This window comes from Priestia sp. YIM B13491 (genome assembly GCF_042787605.1).
Classification (GTDB): domain Bacteria; phylum Bacillota; class Bacilli; order Bacillales; family Bacillaceae_H; genus Priestia; species Priestia megaterium_E.
This window is the reverse complement of record NZ_JBHZOR010000003.1, coordinates 441,552-455,789: the sequence shown is the minus strand read 5'-3', so window position 1 is coordinate 455,789 and position 14,238 is coordinate 441,552. Positions and strand designations below refer to the sequence as shown.

Sequence of the window (14,238 nt, the reverse complement as noted above, 5' to 3'; positions counted from 1 at the left end):
TGCGCTGGCTTCGTTTAAGTGAACTTAACGCACAATAATATTCCATAATAGTTAAAAACATCAAATTTTTTCAGGGTACCCTGAAAATAATATGCCTTAAATTATAATGTAATATTATTGTAACAATAATGTATTTATTGTTTTATTTTGGAATTTTAATTTCAGTAAAAGCTTTAACGACGGGATTTTTGTGTAAAATACATCCATAAATTAACTGTAAACTATTATACGAAGTAGAATAATTTTCTAATTATTTTTTAGGAATTAATTTTTAGCAAATTATTCATGTTTGAAAGATGGTTAAAAAGTATATTTCAAAAGTATGTTTACTAAAAAAGTTAAGCAGGTTGTTTAGTAGCATCATTCATTTAGTTAAATTTCGAAAGGAGCTGCTAAAAATGAGTATTCAAAAAAGTACAGATAGTTCAAGTTTAGCAGAAGTGATTGATCGAATTCTAGACAAAGGAATTGTCATCGATGCTTTTGCTCGAGTATCACTCGTAGGAATTGAAATTTTAACGATTGAAGCACGAGTGGTTATTGCAAGTGTCGATACGTGGCTTCGCTACGCAGAAGCCGTCGGGTTATTAACCGACAAAGTGGAGGAAGAAGGGCTGCCTGGCCGAACAGAGGAGCGAGGAGCAGGGCTTAGCTTTTAAGTCTTTTAATCATTAGAAGATTCATTAAATAAATAATAATAAGAGAAAAGAGGATGGAAAATGACAACAACTGATCAAAATGAAAAACAACAAAATCAGCAGCAAGAAGAAAAAACACAAAACTCTTTAAATCTTGCCATTTTAGGAGGCGTAGTAGGAGCGGGAATTGGACTTCTTTCAAGTCCGCAAACGAGTAAAAAAGTATTCAGCCGCTTAGGACAATCAGAAATTGTACGTGCGACAGGGCAAGAGTTAAGAAGAAACGCACAGGATATTTTAACGCAGCAAGCGATGGGGGCGTTAAGACAGACGGCTACAGGCTATCTTGAAAAAGACAATTTAAGCAAGCTGCTGGCACCTAAAAAGAAAAAAGAAGATGCATCAAATGAACAGGGAAATGCACAGGAAGAAGTCAGCCAAAGCGCAGAAATGGAAACGTCTCAGTACGAAGAGTTAAAAGAAGAAAATAAAAATATGAACGACCAGCTGCAGCGCATTGAAGAGATGCTAAACAAACTCATGGACGCGAAGAAGTAAGATATCCGTCCTGAAGGGGAATTTCATGGATAAAAAAGATGTGGAGAAAGCAGCACTAAAAGCAGGAAAAAAAATAGTGGAGCACACGCCTGAACCTGTTAAGGAAAAGGTAGAAGAAAAGGTTAAAGAAAAAGCGAAAGAAAAATTTGTCGAAAAAACTGAAGGGAAACTGCAGGAAAAAGCAAATGAAGCGTCAGAAAAACTGCAGGAAACAAAAGAAAAAAATGCCCAAAAGGTACACGGCAAAGGGGAAGACGCAAAAGAAAAGCTCCAAGACGTCTTACTATCAGTAAAAGATAAGCTTAGCGATGTGAAAGAAGCTGGAGAAAACTTTCAAGAAAAAGTTTCTTCTTCAGACGATAAAGAGAAGTCAAAAAATAAGCGGAAAATAAAAGGCGCAAATCAGATTAAAAAAGCAACGGATATTAAAAGCTCTACTAAGATTAAAAGTTCCAATGATATTAAATCATCTACTGATTTAAAAACAATGGGATCATGAGCGAAAGGAGAAATGAGATATGTCTATTCAAAAAAGTACTAATAGTTCAAGTTTAGCAGAAGTCATTGACCGTATTTTAGATAAAGGAATTGTTATTGATGCTTTTGCAAGGGTTTCTGTTGTAGGAATTGAAATTTTAACGATTGAAGCACGAGTGGTTATTGCCAGTGTTGATACATGGTTACGCTATGCAGAAGCAGTAGGGCTTCTTCGTGACGACGTAGAAGAAAACGGTCTTCCTGAACGTTCAAATTCAAGTGAAGGACAGCCGCGTTTTAGTATTTAATATGAAGTGATATGGAACCTTCCTTTTTTGGGGGTGGTTCCAGCTTTTAGATTTAACTATTGGAGGCTACTAAAAATGGAAATTAAAAAAATTATGCAAGCCGTGAACGACTTTTTCGGTGAACACGTAGCTCCTCCTCATAAAATTACCTCGGTGGAAGCTACTGAAGATGAAGGCTGGAGAGTTATTGTTGAAGTCATTGAAGAACGAGAATACATGAAAAAATACGCCAAAGATGAAATGCTCGGAACGTACGAGTGCTTTTTAAATAAAGAAAAAGAAGTCATTTCATTCAAACGACTCGACGTCAGATATAGAAGCGCCATTGGCATTGAAGCATAGACGATAAGATGGCAGGAGGAACGTAAAAATGACCGTCTTAACAGACAAAAGGAAAAAAGGCAGTGGAGCTTTTATACAAGATGACGAGACAAAAGAGGTTCTTTCAAGAGCGCTGAGCTATTTAAAATCCGGCTATTCCATTCATTTTACAGGTCCTGCCGGCGGAGGCAAAACCTCTTTAGCGCGAGCGCTTGCTAAAAAGAGAAAGCGTCCTGTAATGCTGATGCACGGGAATCACGAGCTCAACAATAAAGATTTAATTGGCGATTTTACGGGATACACGAGCAAAAAAGTAATCGACCAATATGTTCGTTCTGTCTATAAAAAAGATGAACAAGTGAGTGAAAACTGGCAGGATGGCCGATTGCTTGAAGCTGTAAAAAATGGCTATACGCTGATTTACGACGAATTTACTCGGTCTAAGCCTGCAACGAATAATATCTTTCTATCAATATTAGAAGAAGGCGTGCTTCCGCTGTATGGAGTGAAAATGACCGATCCTTTTGTGCGCGTGCATCCCGATTTTCGCGTCATCTTCACAAGCAATCCAGCTGAGTATGCCGGCGTATATGATACGCAAGATGCGCTTCTTGACAGGTTAATTACCATGTTTATTGATTATAAAGACATCGACAGAGAGACAGCGATTTTAACGGAGAAAACGGACGTAGAAGAAGACGAAGCGCGCACAATTGTAACGCTTGTAGCAAACGTGCGAAACCGCTCTGGAGACGAAAACAGCAGCGGACTTAGCCTTCGGGCTTCGCTTATGATCGCTACTCTCGCCACGCAGCAAGACATTGCTATCGATGGAAATGACGAAGATTTTCAAACGTTATGTATCGATATTTTGCATCATCCGCTTACCAAATGTTTGGATGAAGAAAATGCAAAAAGCAAAGCCGAAAAAATCATTTTAGAAGAATGTAAGAATATAGACACGGAAGAAAAGTAAAGGAGCTTGAAAACATGAGTGAAACAAACGAAACAGGTATTTATATTTTTAGCGCCATTCAAACGGATAAAGACGAAGAATTTGGCGCCGTGGAAGTAGAAGGAACAAAAGCTGAAACATTTTTGATTCGCTACAAAGACGCAGCTATGGTAGCAGCTGAAGTACCGATGAAAATTTATCATCCTAATCGCCAAAATTTATTAATGCATCAAAACGCAGTAGCAGCGATTATGGACAAGAACGATACGGTTATTCCAATCAGCTTTGGGAATGTATTCAAATCCAAAGAAGATGTAAAAGTTCTTTTGGAAAACCTTTATCCGCAGTTTGAAAAGCTGTTTCCAGCGATCAAAGGAAAAATTGAAGTCGGTTTAAAAGTAATTGGGAAAAAAGAATGGCTTGAGAAAAAAGTAAATGAAAATCCTGAACTTGAAAAAGTATCAGCCTCCGTAAAAGGAAAATCAGAAGCAGCCGGTTATTATGAGCGTATTCAACTTGGGGGAATGGCTCAAAAGATGTTTACTTCCCTTCAAAAAGAAGTCAAGACAGATGTGTTTTCACCGCTTGAAGAAGCAGCGGAAGCAGCAAAAGCAAATGAGCCAACGGGCGAAACGATGCTTTTAAACGCATCTTTCTTAATTAACCGAGAAGATGAAGCGAAGTTTGATGAAAAAGTGAATGAAGCGCATGAAAACTGGAAAGACAAAGCCGATTTTCATTACAGCGGTCCATGGCCTGCTTATAATTTTGTGAACATTCGCCTAAAAGTAGAAGAGAAATAACGTGCTTCACAAATTAGTAACCGCCCCTATTAACCTTGTAGTGAAAATCGGCGAAAAAGTACAGGAAGAAGCTGATAAACAGCTATATGACCTTCCGACGATTCAGCAAAAACTCATTCAGCTTCAAATGATGTTTGAGCTTGGTGAAATTCCCGAAGAAGCGTTTCAAGAAAAAGAAGATGAATTGTTAATGAGGTACGAAATCGCGAAGCGCAGAGAAATTGAACAATGGGAAGAGCTAACAAAAAAAAGAAATGAGGAAGACTAGATGGGAGAATTACTGTATTTATACGGTTTAATTCCAACAAAAGAAGCAGCAGCCATAGAGCCGTTTCCATCTTATAAAGGGTTTGACGGAGAACATTCACTGTACCCACTAACGTTTGATCAGGTGACGGCTGTAGTTTCTAAACTGGATGCTGACACCTATTCAGAAGAAGTGATTCAAGAAAAAATGGAGCAGGATATGAGCTGGCTGCAGGAAAAAGCTTTTCATCATCACGAGACGGTAGCCGCTTTGTACGAAGAATTTACGATCATTCCATTAAAATTTTGTACCATTTATAAAGGTGAAGAAAGTCTGCAGGCAGCTATTGAGATTAACAAAGAAAAGATAGAGAATTCACTGACGCTGCTTCAAGGAAATGAAGAGTGGAACGTGAAGATTTACTGTGATGATACGGAGCTTAAAAAAGGAATCAGCGAAACGAATGAAAGCGTGAAAGCGAAAAAAGAAGAAATTAGTCACTTATCACCAGGAAGACAGTTTTTTGAAAAGAAAAAAATAGATCAGCTGATTGAAAGAGAATTAGAACTTCACAAAAATAAAGTGTGTGAAGAGATACATGACAAGCTTAAAGAGTTATCGCTTTATGACTCTGTTAAAAAGAATTGGAGCAAGGACGTAACGGGCGCAGCTGAACAGATGGCGTGGAACAGCGTGTTTCTTCTCCCGGCTCTGCAGATCACTAAGTTTGTAACCGAAATAGAAGAGCTTCAGCAAAAACTTGAAAATAAAGGCTGGAAATTTGAAGTGACGGGACCATGGCCGCCCTATCATTTCTCGAGCTTTGCGTAAAGTGAGGAATTAACATTATGTCTCTTAAACAATCCATGGAGAATAAAGATATTGCTCTTATTGATATTTTAGATGTCATTTTAGATAAAGGAGTCGCCATTAAAGGAGACTTAATCATTTCCATAGCCGGCGTCGATTTAGTGTATTTGGATTTGCGGGTGCTTATTTCTTCGGTTGAAACGCTGGTTCAAGCAAAAGAAGGAAATCGCAAACCCATCACTTCTGAACAATTTGATAAACAAAAGGAGGAATTAATGGATGCAACCGGTCAGCCAAGCAAATGGACGAATCCACTTGGATCCTGATCAAGCTGAACAAGGCTTAGCGCAGCTTGTGATGACAGTTATTGAGCTATTGAGGCAAATCGTTGAACGTCATGCCATGAGGCGGGTGGAGGGTGGAACGTTGACGGATGAACAAATTGAAAACTTAGGAATTGCACTAATGAACTTAGAAGAAAAAATGGACGAGTTGAAAGAGGTGTTCGGTCTGGACGCAGAAGATTTAAATATTGATCTTGGACCGCTAGGCAGCCTGCTTTAAGCGGTCAGTGGGAGGAACAGTATGGCAGTCGAACATAATATGCAGTCAAGTACGATTGTAGATGTGCTCGAAAAGATTTTGGATAAAGGAGTCGTCATAGCAGGGGACATCACCGTAGGAATTGCAGATGTGGAGCTATTAACGATAAAGATCCGCTTGATTGTGGCTTCGGTTGATAAAGCAAAAGAAATCGGCATGGACTGGTGGGAAAATGATCCCTATCTCAGTTCAAAAGGAGCCAATAACAAAGCGCTCGAAGAAGAAAATAAAATGCTGCATGAGCGGTTAAAAACGCTTGAAGAAAAAATAGAAACGAAACGTTAAAAACTGTACGTTACTTAAAAAATGGAGGGATTTACAATGGCAACTGAAACAAAATTAGATAACACACAGGCAGAAAACAAGGAAAATAAAAAGGCGGAAAACGGTTCAAAAGAAAAGAACGGTTCAAAAGCAAGCAAAACAACAAGCAGCGGGCCAATCAAACGAGCGGTAGCAGGAGGTATCATCGGTGCAACGATTGGATATGTATCGACTCCTGAAAATCGAAAAAGCCTTCTTGACCGCATTGATACAGACGAATTAAAAAGCAAAGCATCTGATTTAGGAACAAAGGTAAAAGAAAAATCAAAAAGCAGTGTGGCCAGCCTGAAAACATCTGCGGGAAGCTTGTTTAAAAAAGATAAAGATAAAGATAAATCAAAAGATGATGAAGAAAACGTAAATTCTTCTAGTAGCGAAACAGAAGACGATAACGTTCAAGAGTACGATGAGTTAAAAGAAGAAAATCAAACGCTTCAAGATCGCTTATCACAGCTTGAAGAAAAAATGAACATGCTTGTTGAGCTTAGCCTCAATAAAAATCAAGACGAAGAAACGGAAGATACAGATTCCGACGAAGAAGAGAACGATGAGAACGAGCAGGACGATGAAAACGAAGAAGAAACATCTAAACCTCGTAAAAAGAACAAAAAAGAAGAGGAGCAAGAAGAGGAAGAAGAAAGTGAAAGTGACGAAGACAGCGAGGAAGAAGAGGAAGATTCTCGCTCAAACAAAAAAAATAAAAAAGTAAAAACAGAAGAAGAAGACGAAGATGAAAACGAAGAAGAAAAAAAGGAAGCAAAACCAAAAAAGTCAACAGCTAAAAAATCAAAAAATACAAAAGCAAAGAAAAACACGGACGAAGAAGATGATGACGCAACATCTCTTTCTAGTGAAGACGACACAACAGCCTAAGGCGTAAAGGAGGAAAGAAAGACATGAGTACAGGCCCTTCTTTTTCAACTAAAGACAATACGCTTGAATACTTTGTGAAAGCTTCTAATAAACACGGCTTTTCACTTGATATTTCATTAAATGTAAACGGCGCTGTGATTTCCGGTACCATGATTTCAGCAAAAGAATACTTTGATTACTTAAGCGAAACGTTTGAAGAAGGCAGTGAAGTGGCTCAGGCGCTAAGCGAACAATTCTCTTTAGCAAGCGAAGCGAGCGAATCAAACGGAGAAGCAGAAGCCCATTTTATTCATTTGAAAAATACAAAAATTTACTGTGGAGACAGTAAATCTACTCCTTCAAAAGGAAAGATCTTTTGGAGAGGGAAAATAGCAGAAGTAGACGGGTTTTTCTTAGGAAAGATTTCTGATGCAAAATCAACGAGTAAAAAGAGTTCATAAAAAACGGCGGGGCAATCACCCCGCCGTTTTTTTAGTGATGTGATGAAATGTGCAGCTTCTTTTTTCGATACATGAGCGCAGTCATCTTCATTTCTTTTCGAAACTGATTAATAAAATAGCTTGTACTATTAAATCCTACTTGATAAGCGACGTCCGTCACATTTGCTTCCGCTTGCTGCAGCATAACTAAGCTTTGCTGAATTCGATAGTTTAATACATAGGTCAAAGGCGATTTTTTTAACATTTTCTTAAAATATCGACAGCATTCAGAACGGCTCAATTGTCCGGCTTTGGCAATATCATCAAGCGTAATCTTTTCAGCAAAGTGCAAATGAATCCAATTGAGCATTTGCTTCATCCGCTGATTTTTGATCATTTCTTTTTCATTGTATTTCAGCTGCAACCCGTTAAGAATTAAATTTTTCCACAGTATGCTGAGTTCAGAGGCAATCTCTATTTCATAGTGGTGCAGCTTCTTATGAATCCATGTGTGTATCTTATGTATAGACTCTAACACGTTATTTCCCCAGGATTGCTTTGGACCGATGAATAAATGTGATAGATTCGTTGCATGAATGTAGGGATAAACGTAATTTGTAAAAAGCTCTTGCGGCACAAGAAAATGAGGAGAAACATTTAAACAAATGTACACGCAGCCAGATTTGTTTGTGTCTTCAGTCATATGAAGACATCCGCTGTTAATAAACAGTCCGTAGCCTTGTTTTACAGTCACTGTTTTTTCATTTATTTGAAAAGACGCATCTCCTTTTATAACTAATACAAATTGAAGCTCATCATGCCAGTGAAGAGGGATGTAGCCGTTGATGTGATCACTGATCGTCGTTTGATAACATGCTACTGGCAGCTCAACGGTGCGATGGGTCGTTAGCTCTTTTAAGTTTTCATCAATTTTAAAATGGGCTGCTGGCATACATGGTCACCTCAATATATTTATATTTTTTAATGCAATATGCGTATTTCCCGCCCCGTTTTTCATTTATTATAACACTATTCTTATAATAAAAGTGAGGGATGAAAGATGAACAATCTCAGCCGGAAAAAAGGGTTCTTCTTTGTAACAACTGGAGCTATATGTTGGGGGATGGGAGGAACGGTTGCTCAAAAGCTTTTTCAAGAATTTGAAATCAGTGTAGACTGGCTTGTTTCAGTACGGCTGCTCATTGCGGGTTTTTTGCTGCTAATGATTTCATGTATAAAAAATAATCGTTCTCACGTACTTGGAGTATGGAAGAACCAAAAGGCAGCTCTTCAGCTCGTCGTTTTTGCCATATTTGGTATGCTCGCCGTTCAGTATACGTATATGGCTTCTATTAAGCATGGAAATGCAGCAGTAGCTACGCTGCTGCAGTATTTATCACCGGTGATGATTATCGTTTATTTGCTTTTGCGCAAGCAGTCTATATTTACGCGACAAGACGTCATCACTGTTTTGCTGGCACTGGGGGGCTGCTTTTTTTTATTAACAAACGGCTCTATTTCTCAGCTGTCTGTTCCTGTATCTGCCGTTGCTTGGGGAGTGCTGTCAGGTGTAGCAGCAGCATTTTATACGCTGTATGCGGTGCCGCTGATCAAAAAGTACAGTTCGCTTGTCATCGTTGGCTGGTCAATGGTAATTGGGGGAAGCGTAATGAGCTTTATTCATCCTCCTTGGGAAGCGTCAAGCTTATCACCAATAACCTGGGGATATATTTTATTTGTCATTATTTTTGGCACGATGCTTGCTTTTTGGTTTTATGTAGAAAGCCTGCAAAGTCTTTTACCTAAAGAAACGAGTTTGCTTGGAAGTTTAGAGCCTTTAGCCGCTGTTATTACAACCGTTGTTTGGCTGAAAGAGCCTTTTGGTTTTTATCAATGGATAGGCACAGCTTGTATTATTGGATTAGTTTTATTACTCACACGAACGAAACAAGCATCTTCTAAGACGACACTTTCAGCATAAATAGGGGCTTGCTAAAAGAAGAAGCAAACCAATGTCACTTTTCCGCCGAATCTGTAGAAACTCGTTTGACTTTTAAAATCTTTACATATTGAATAAACACTCTTTCTTTTGTAGAGACATTTAATTTAGCAAGTCTTGATGCGTCATCCCGGTTTTTAGCAGATTCTATCACAAAAGTTCCTTTGATTTTGGCTTCATCTTTTAGAACGGAATACTGTATTTCAAATCGTTTTGCTTTCGTTTTCTGCATAGTGATTGATAAGCTCCTTTGCCTGGTAAATTGATGTATTGCTATGAAATAAGCTTCGATAAAAAGGAATAAAAGAACGTAACATATACTACTAAATGAAATGCAGAGCGGCAGTGACTTTTATCACACCACAACCTAGTATTTCATCTTTTTACCAAAAAAGATAGGGTGTTTTACCGTCGCTGCTTATAAAAACTTTTATTCTTTCTGCTTGACCTAGAGTTAACTCTATGGTTTATCTTGTAGTAGTATCATTTCAAGGAGGGGCTTTATATGAAGTATCATACAATTGCTAATACTGACTTACACGTATCAAATTTAATTATGGGAAATATGCGTTTAACAGAGCTTTCGTTACCAGAAGCAGAGAAGCTAATCCGCACAGCGATGGAAGAAGAAATTAACTTTTTTGACCATGCTGATATTTACGGTCCTGATTATGTGGGACAATGCGAAGAGTATTTTGCAAACGCTATACAAATGAATTCAAGTCTTCGTGAGAAAATGGTGATTCAAAGTAAATGCGGCATTAACGCAGCGAAAAATTACTATGACTTTTCAAAGAAGCATATCATAGACTCTGTTAACGGTAGCTTAGAGCGCTTAAAAACAGATTACTTAGATCTTTTATTACTTCATCGCCCAGATCCGCTAATGGATCCTGAAGAAGTAGCAGAAGCGTTTAATGAGCTTCAAAGCAGCGGAAAGGTACGTCACTTCGGGGTGTCGAACCACAACCCAGCGCAAATTCAGCTGCTTGAAAAATATATCAACCAAAAGCTTGTCGTAAACCAAGTGCAGTTCAGCATTGCACATACGCCAATTATAGACTCTGGTATTTCTTTAAATATGGGCATCGACCAAGCTGTGAACCGCGACAGCAGCGTGCTTGAATATTGCCGTTTAAATGATATAACGCTTCAAGCGTGGTCGCCATTCCAAAACGGATTTTTCGAAGGACCTTTCTTAGGCGACAAAGAGAAATTTGGAAAGCTAAACGAAGTGATTGATCGCATAGCAAGTAAGTATAGCGTGACGAATACAGCGATTGCCGTTGCGTGGATCACAACTCATCCTGCAAATATTCAAGTGGTGCTTGGTACTACAAATATTCAGCGTATGAAAGATGCAAGTAAAGGTTCAGAAATCAAGTTAACGCGCGAAGAGTGGTACGATATTTATAAAGCCGCTGGCAACATGGTGCCTTAAGCGCTGCAGTTTTTAAAATAAAGCAGGTAACTCCGTTCGGATATGGAACGGAGTTACCTGCGTTTTACGATAAGTAACTACTGGTTAAGCTAGAAAAAGATTTAGCAGCAGCTCAATTATTTTTGTGACGCCAAGACCTAACAAAAAGGCAATAAAACCGCCAATTACAATGGTAAGCATCATGTGAGCAGTATTCATCGTATTCATCCTTTCAGGTTTAAATATATGTTGCTTGCTGCTTGTACAAAAAGGCTGCAGCATAAAGAGCTCAATGAAGAAGACTATAAAAGAATAAATCCTCGAGATAACTAGAGGTCAAGACAAACTCATCATGTTTTTCTGAGAAGTTTAAGGTGTAGGAGGAAGCAGTATGACGTATACCATTTCACAAGTGGCAAAAAAATTGAACGTGACAATTTATACCATTCGCTATTATGATAAAGAAGGGCTTTTTCCATTTTTAGATCGTACAGCGTCAGGGAATCGTATTTTTAAAGAACAAGATATTGAATGGATTGATTTAATCTGCTGTTTAAAAAGCACAGGTATGCAAATCAAGGACATTCGGACGCTTATTGAAAACTGTACGCTTGAAAATGCCGTGCTTGATAAAAGCCTGCAAATGCTGATGGATCATAAAAAAGCGGTACAAAAAGAAATCGAAGAAATCCATCACAAGCTTGAGACGATTGATTATAAAATTAAGCACCTGCCGGAAATGTACGAGCGAATTGTTAACAAGCCTTCAAACTAAACAAAAAAGGAAGCGTAAAAATGATCGAAAAAGTAGTACCTCTCACTGCAGAGAATATGCAGCAGTGCATTAACTTGTATATGAATGTATTTACAAAAACACCTTGGAATGAGCCGTGGACAGAGAAATCAGCTAGAGAAAGGCTGACTGATTTACTGAACACACCTAAATTTATGGGCTATTTATTTTATGACCAAGGAGAGTTGATTGGAATGATTGCAGGTCACGCAAAAAAATCATACAGCGGTATGACCTTTTACGTGGCCGAGCTTTGCGTCAGCGCAAGCGCGCAGGGAAAAGGGTACGGTTCAGCTATCTTAAGCCGGTTTGAGAACGAACTTCAAAGACACGATATCAACAGCTTGTATCTCTTGACGGCGACTGGAGGAGCTGCACAGGCTTTTTATGAAAGAAACGGCTATAGTGTCAATGATCAGCGCGTTGTCTTGAAAAAAACGTTTGTTTAATGTTTAGCATCTACATAGAGCAGGAAGAGAGTTGCAGAGTGACTCTCTTTATAATTAATCTTTTTATCTATTAATATGTAGAAGAAAAGGAAGTATGAACAAGAAAAATAAGGTGATGGGAAGAAATAGACAAGAAACAGCAGATTAAAAAAATCTATTTTTTTATAATGGCTAGTCTTATTATTACCTGGTTCATAAGCACATTTAAAAACAGTGCCCATTATGTGGACACTGCTTTTTCATAATAAAGTGGAAAGCTAGCTTTTGGTAAAAAAATTAGCGGAAATGAAGCTGTTTATCACTATTTCTAATGATTAGCAACCGCCAAATCCTCCCCAGCAAGCACAGCCGATGATGATTAATAAAATGAATAATACGATGATTAAAGCAAAGCCACTGCCAAATCCGCAGCCGCCGCCGTAACCGTAACCGCCATAACCACAGCCACCATAGAAGCCCATATATTTCACCTCCAAGTTCTGAGTACATTTTTAACATATGCCTGAAATGCAAAAGTGCTCCAAAAATATCCAATGATTTCAATGAAAATAAAAAAAAGATAAGAAAATAAGATGGACACGGTACTTTTTTTCACTTTCTACATAGGATGAATCATCCCAAGATCTCATATATGAGCCCCCATGTTATAACAAAGCAGGCTAATACCAATTCCTCCTTAGCCTGCGTACATAATGAAGGAGAAGCCGAAGAATTTTTTCTTCGGCTTCTTATTTTTTACTATGAAATAAACACGTTAGTACTTTCCCTATACCATTCTAAGTCAGGATCCGCTTTTTTGTATGTATTAGGTACTAAAGAGAAATCAAGCTCATTTTCATATAAACCTAGTAATTTGTTTTTTTTCGTAATTCTTTTCCCTTATTTTCAGCATAACCAAGATATTTGCCCAAGACAGCGACTAGGTAAATGCATATTCATGGGTGAAAGCAAAAACAAAAAAACGGAGGTTTCTCTTATGAATTCAGAAATGCATTTTTTACCTACTATGTATTCTCAAGATCATCATCAACTTCAACACACAGATGAAAGGTTTATTGGCAGACCGTTTGGCTTTGGCAGACCGTTTGGTTTCGGACGCCCGTTTGGCTATGGCTTTGGCAGACCATTCGGCTATGGCTTTGGAGGTCCATTTTTAGGAGGATTAGCAGGAGGGCTAGTAGCAGGTTCACTGTTATCACCATATGGCTTTGGCGGCTACGGTTACGGTGGTTATCCTTATGGTGGCTTTGGCGGTTACGGCTATGGCTTCGGCGGCTGCTGTTAAACGTAAATAAAAGAAAAATCTCAGAAAAAGTATTTTTTACCCCATTCTTTTCTATAAAGAAGTCTGTTTTGGAACGTAAGGCTTTATATCCATCCACAGTTAATCAGAGCGTGCACCCCGCTTAATATAAAAAACCACTTGGTGATTTCCCAGGTGGTTTTTTATTTTTACATAGGGAAGAAATTAAAAATAGCCGCAGAAAGGGATAAAGAAAAGATGTTAGAATCGTGCTTTTGGTTCTTTACATTACAGTAAGAAACGCTTACTATGTGAGAAAATGGAAAATGTTAATGAAGCATTCTTTTTACATAACTTTCTGTGAGAAGTAAAAAAGGGAGAGACATACCATGGTCGAAAGTCATACTATTTATTTACGCCCCTTAACTGTCAGCGATGCGCACGACAGCCTTCGGTTGCAAAAGGACAATCGCGGTTTTTTTGAACGGTTTTCTATGATTCGAGAGCATTCTTTTTATACGTTGGAAAGCCAAGTAGAAAAAATTCAGCGTCATGAAGAGAACAGGAAAAACGATGAAGAATACTATTTTGGTCTTTTTCAAAAAGAGAATAATAAGCTGATTGGCACCATTAGTCTTTTTCAAGTGCTGCGCGGATCTTTACAAAGCGCGTTTATCGGCTATTTTCTAGATCAGCATTATAATGGAAAAGGGTACGCAACAGAAGCCGTAAAAGCACTTGTTGGCTATGCGTTTGAAGAGCTGCATCTTCACCGCATTGAAGCCGGCGTTATGCCACGTAATTTGCCTTCTCAGCGCGTACTTGAAAAAGCAGGGTTTCATAGGGAAGGAATTGCTAGAAAAAATGTAAATATTAATGGTATATGGGAAGACCATCAAGTCTTAGCTATCCTTAACCCTAATGATGACATAGAAGAAATAAACGAGTTCTTAAAATTTTGATATACGTTTTTACATTTAAATTTTATAATGAGAATA

At 38.3% G+C, this 14,238-nt stretch carries 23 protein-coding genes; 20 read left to right on the top strand and 3 right to left on the bottom strand.

The genetic code is table 11. The features are described 5' to 3' along the window. Positions 1 to 398 precede the first annotated feature (398 nt). The 14 genes from gvpA (ACFX4E_RS13400) (at position 399) to gvpU (ending at position 7,357) form a co-directional block, all read left to right on the top strand. Positions 399 to 659 carry a gas vesicle structural protein GvpA gene (gene gvpA, locus ACFX4E_RS13400; protein WP_013058000.1) on the top strand — a complete coding sequence of 87 codons (261 nt, stop codon included), beginning with the start codon at positions 399 to 401 and terminating at the stop codon, positions 657 to 659. A gap of 60 nt (positions 660 to 719) precedes the next feature. Continuing rightward, positions 720 to 1,196, top strand: a complete 477-nt coding sequence (gene gvpT, locus ACFX4E_RS13395) for a GvpT/GvpP family gas vesicle accessory protein (RefSeq protein ID WP_377238398.1) — start codon at positions 720 to 722, stop codon at positions 1,194 to 1,196. A 25-nt stretch (positions 1,197 to 1,221) separates the two neighbouring features. After that, positions 1,222 to 1,695 (top strand): gas vesicle protein GvpQ, encoded by a 474-nt coding sequence (gene gvpQ / locus ACFX4E_RS13390; protein WP_028409330.1) that lies wholly within the window; start codon positions 1,222 to 1,224, stop codon positions 1,693 to 1,695. Positions 1,696 to 1,714: 19 nt separating this feature from the next. Continuing rightward, positions 1,715 to 1,981: a gas vesicle structural protein GvpA gene (gene gvpA, locus ACFX4E_RS13385; RefSeq protein WP_013057997.1), complete on the top strand. Its 267-nt coding sequence runs from the start codon at positions 1,715 to 1,717 to the stop codon at positions 1,979 to 1,981. Between the two features lie 75 nt (positions 1,982 to 2,056). Further along, positions 2,057 to 2,323, top strand: a complete 267-nt coding sequence (gvpO, locus tag ACFX4E_RS13380) for a gas vesicle protein GvpO (RefSeq protein WP_013057996.1) — start codon at positions 2,057 to 2,059, stop codon at positions 2,321 to 2,323. Between the two features lie 28 nt (positions 2,324 to 2,351). Then, complete coding sequence (gene gvpN / locus ACFX4E_RS13375; RefSeq protein ID WP_025751003.1) at positions 2,352 to 3,278, top strand: gas vesicle protein GvpN; 927 nt, start codon at positions 2,352 to 2,354, stop codon at positions 3,276 to 3,278. A gap of 14 nt (positions 3,279 to 3,292) precedes the next feature. Beyond that, a complete protein-coding gene (locus ACFX4E_RS13370; RefSeq protein WP_013057994.1) occupies positions 3,293 to 4,060 on the top strand; it encodes a GvpL/GvpF family gas vesicle protein in 768 nt (255 codons plus the stop codon). Between the two features lies 1 nt (position 4,061). Next, entirely contained in the window at positions 4,062 to 4,328 is a 267-nt protein-coding gene (locus tag ACFX4E_RS13365) for a gas vesicle protein GvpG (RefSeq protein ID WP_028409328.1), read from the top strand. Beyond that, positions 4,329 to 5,138, top strand: coding sequence for a GvpL/GvpF family gas vesicle protein (locus ACFX4E_RS13360; RefSeq protein ID WP_377259034.1), 810 nt, complete (start codon positions 4,329 to 4,331; stop codon positions 5,136 to 5,138). A 17-nt stretch (positions 5,139 to 5,155) separates the two neighbouring features. Continuing rightward, the gene (locus ACFX4E_RS13355; RefSeq protein WP_013057991.1) at positions 5,156 to 5,443 is read left to right on the top strand and encodes a gas vesicle protein; all 288 of its coding nucleotides are present in this window, start codon (positions 5,156 to 5,158) and stop codon (positions 5,441 to 5,443) included. Then, positions 5,397 to 5,681 (top strand): gas vesicle protein K, encoded by a 285-nt coding sequence (locus ACFX4E_RS13350; RefSeq protein WP_013057990.1) that lies wholly within the window; start codon positions 5,397 to 5,399, stop codon positions 5,679 to 5,681. The genes ACFX4E_RS13355 and ACFX4E_RS13350 overlap by 47 nt, the downstream gene beginning before the upstream one ends. Positions 5,682 to 5,702: 21 nt before the next feature. Beyond that, positions 5,703 to 6,005 (top strand): gas vesicle protein, encoded by a 303-nt coding sequence (locus ACFX4E_RS13345; protein WP_013057989.1) that lies wholly within the window; start codon positions 5,703 to 5,705, stop codon positions 6,003 to 6,005. Positions 6,006 to 6,041: 36 nt separating this feature from the next. Next, the gene (gene gvpT, locus ACFX4E_RS13340) at positions 6,042 to 6,917 is read left to right on the top strand and encodes a GvpT/GvpP family gas vesicle accessory protein (protein WP_377238396.1); all 876 of its coding nucleotides are present in this window, start codon (positions 6,042 to 6,044) and stop codon (positions 6,915 to 6,917) included. Positions 6,918 to 6,940: 23 nt separating this feature from the next. Then, positions 6,941 to 7,357 carry a gas vesicle accessory protein GvpU gene (gene gvpU / locus ACFX4E_RS13335; RefSeq protein ID WP_013057987.1) on the top strand — a complete coding sequence of 139 codons (417 nt, stop codon included), beginning with the start codon at positions 6,941 to 6,943 and terminating at the stop codon, positions 7,355 to 7,357. A gap of 31 nt (positions 7,358 to 7,388) precedes the next feature. On the opposite strand, the gene ACFX4E_RS13330 is transcribed toward gvpU, so the two are convergent. Further along, positions 7,389 to 8,288 carry an AraC family transcriptional regulator gene (locus ACFX4E_RS13330; protein WP_377238394.1) on the bottom strand — a complete coding sequence of 300 codons (900 nt, stop codon included), beginning with the start codon at positions 8,286 to 8,288 and terminating at the stop codon, positions 7,389 to 7,391. A gap of 108 nt (positions 8,289 to 8,396) precedes the next feature. On the opposite strand from ACFX4E_RS13330, the gene ACFX4E_RS13325 reads away from it, so the two are divergent. Beyond that, positions 8,397 to 9,317 carry an EamA family transporter gene (locus tag ACFX4E_RS13325; RefSeq protein WP_098332099.1) on the top strand — a complete coding sequence of 307 codons (921 nt, stop codon included), beginning with the start codon at positions 8,397 to 8,399 and terminating at the stop codon, positions 9,315 to 9,317. A 34-nt stretch (positions 9,318 to 9,351) separates the two neighbouring features. On the opposite strand, the gene ACFX4E_RS13320 is transcribed toward ACFX4E_RS13325, so the two are convergent. Next, positions 9,352 to 9,567 (bottom strand): hypothetical protein, encoded by a 216-nt coding sequence (locus ACFX4E_RS13320; protein WP_028409323.1) that lies wholly within the window; start codon positions 9,565 to 9,567, stop codon positions 9,352 to 9,354. 273 nt (positions 9,568 to 9,840) lie between these two features. Here ACFX4E_RS13320 and ACFX4E_RS13315 point away from each other — a divergent pair, with 273 nt between their 5' ends. The 3 genes from ACFX4E_RS13315 to ACFX4E_RS13305 all read left to right on the top strand — a co-directional run bounded on the left by ACFX4E_RS13315 (position 9,841) and on the right by ACFX4E_RS13305 (position 11,997). Further along, positions 9,841 to 10,776, top strand: coding sequence for an aldo/keto reductase (locus ACFX4E_RS13315; RefSeq protein WP_028409322.1), 936 nt, complete (start codon positions 9,841 to 9,843; stop codon positions 10,774 to 10,776). A gap of 370 nt (positions 10,777 to 11,146) precedes the next feature. Next, entirely contained in the window at positions 11,147 to 11,530 is a 384-nt protein-coding gene (locus ACFX4E_RS13310; RefSeq protein ID WP_025751010.1) for a MerR family transcriptional regulator, read from the top strand. 20 nt (positions 11,531 to 11,550) lie between these two features. Next, on the top strand, positions 11,551 to 11,997 hold the full coding sequence (locus tag ACFX4E_RS13305) for a GNAT family N-acetyltransferase (RefSeq protein WP_028409321.1): 447 nt from the start codon (positions 11,551 to 11,553) through the stop codon (positions 11,995 to 11,997). Between the two features lie 314 nt (positions 11,998 to 12,311). Here ACFX4E_RS13305 and ACFX4E_RS13300 read toward each other — a convergent pair whose 3' ends face one another. Then, positions 12,312 to 12,458, bottom strand: a complete 147-nt coding sequence (locus ACFX4E_RS13300) for a YjcZ family sporulation protein (protein ID WP_013057978.1) — start codon at positions 12,456 to 12,458, stop codon at positions 12,312 to 12,314. A gap of 515 nt (positions 12,459 to 12,973) precedes the next feature. Between ACFX4E_RS13300 and ACFX4E_RS13295 the strand changes: the two genes are divergently transcribed. Further along, positions 12,974 to 13,282, top strand: a complete 309-nt coding sequence (locus ACFX4E_RS13295) for a hypothetical protein (protein ID WP_335570555.1) — start codon at positions 12,974 to 12,976, stop codon at positions 13,280 to 13,282. Positions 13,283 to 13,629: 347 nt separating this feature from the next. After that, a complete protein-coding gene (locus ACFX4E_RS13290; RefSeq protein ID WP_377238393.1) occupies positions 13,630 to 14,202 on the top strand; it encodes a GNAT family N-acetyltransferase in 573 nt (190 codons plus the stop codon). The last annotated feature ends 36 nt before the right edge of the window (positions 14,203 to 14,238 follow it).

What these genes read in the sequence shown, in the direction of transcription:
- ACFX4E_RS13320 (WP_028409323.1), bottom strand. Translation starts at nt 9,567, where the DNA reads ATGCAGAAAACGAAAGCAAAACGATTTGAAATACAGTATTCCGTTCTA.
- ACFX4E_RS13300 (WP_013057978.1), bottom strand. Translation starts at nt 12,458, where the DNA reads ATGGGCTTCTATGGTGGCTGTGGTTATGGCGGTTACGGTTACGGCGGC.
- ACFX4E_RS13310 (WP_025751010.1), top strand. Translation starts at nt 11,147, where the DNA reads ATGACGTATACCATTTCACAAGTGGCAAAAAAATTGAACGTGACAATT.
- gvpA (WP_013057997.1), top strand. Translation starts at nt 1,715, where the DNA reads ATGTCTATTCAAAAAAGTACTAATAGTTCAAGTTTAGCAGAAGTCATT.
- gvpN (WP_025751003.1), top strand. Translation starts at nt 2,352, where the DNA reads ATGACCGTCTTAACAGACAAAAGGAAAAAAGGCAGTGGAGCTTTTATA.
- ACFX4E_RS13290 (WP_377238393.1), top strand. Translation starts at nt 13,630, where the DNA reads ATGGTCGAAAGTCATACTATTTATTTACGCCCCTTAACTGTCAGCGAT.
- ACFX4E_RS13330 (WP_377238394.1), bottom strand. Translation starts at nt 8,288, where the DNA reads ATGCCAGCAGCCCATTTTAAAATTGATGAAAACTTAAAAGAGCTAACG.
- gvpA (WP_013058000.1), top strand. Translation starts at nt 399, where the DNA reads ATGAGTATTCAAAAAAGTACAGATAGTTCAAGTTTAGCAGAAGTGATT.
- ACFX4E_RS13360 (WP_377259034.1), top strand. Translation starts at nt 4,329, where the DNA reads ATGGGAGAATTACTGTATTTATACGGTTTAATTCCAACAAAAGAAGCA.
- gvpT (WP_377238396.1), top strand. Translation starts at nt 6,042, where the DNA reads ATGGCAACTGAAACAAAATTAGATAACACACAGGCAGAAAACAAGGAA.
- ACFX4E_RS13315 (WP_028409322.1), top strand. Translation starts at nt 9,841, where the DNA reads ATGAAGTATCATACAATTGCTAATACTGACTTACACGTATCAAATTTA.
- ACFX4E_RS13295 (WP_335570555.1), top strand. Translation starts at nt 12,974, where the DNA reads ATGAATTCAGAAATGCATTTTTTACCTACTATGTATTCTCAAGATCAT.
- gvpT (WP_377238398.1), top strand. Translation starts at nt 720, where the DNA reads ATGACAACAACTGATCAAAATGAAAAACAACAAAATCAGCAGCAAGAA.
- ACFX4E_RS13355 (WP_013057991.1), top strand. Translation starts at nt 5,156, where the DNA reads ATGTCTCTTAAACAATCCATGGAGAATAAAGATATTGCTCTTATTGAT.
- ACFX4E_RS13370 (WP_013057994.1), top strand. Translation starts at nt 3,293, where the DNA reads ATGAGTGAAACAAACGAAACAGGTATTTATATTTTTAGCGCCATTCAA.
- gvpO (WP_013057996.1), top strand. Translation starts at nt 2,057, where the DNA reads ATGGAAATTAAAAAAATTATGCAAGCCGTGAACGACTTTTTCGGTGAA.
- ACFX4E_RS13325 (WP_098332099.1), top strand. Translation starts at nt 8,397, where the DNA reads ATGAACAATCTCAGCCGGAAAAAAGGGTTCTTCTTTGTAACAACTGGA.
- gvpQ (WP_028409330.1), top strand. Translation starts at nt 1,222, where the DNA reads ATGGATAAAAAAGATGTGGAGAAAGCAGCACTAAAAGCAGGAAAAAAA.
- ACFX4E_RS13305 (WP_028409321.1), top strand. Translation starts at nt 11,551, where the DNA reads ATGATCGAAAAAGTAGTACCTCTCACTGCAGAGAATATGCAGCAGTGC.
- gvpU (WP_013057987.1), top strand. Translation starts at nt 6,941, where the DNA reads ATGAGTACAGGCCCTTCTTTTTCAACTAAAGACAATACGCTTGAATAC.
- ACFX4E_RS13345 (WP_013057989.1), top strand. Translation starts at nt 5,703, where the DNA reads ATGGCAGTCGAACATAATATGCAGTCAAGTACGATTGTAGATGTGCTC.
- ACFX4E_RS13350 (WP_013057990.1), top strand. Translation starts at nt 5,397, where the DNA reads ATGCAACCGGTCAGCCAAGCAAATGGACGAATCCACTTGGATCCTGAT.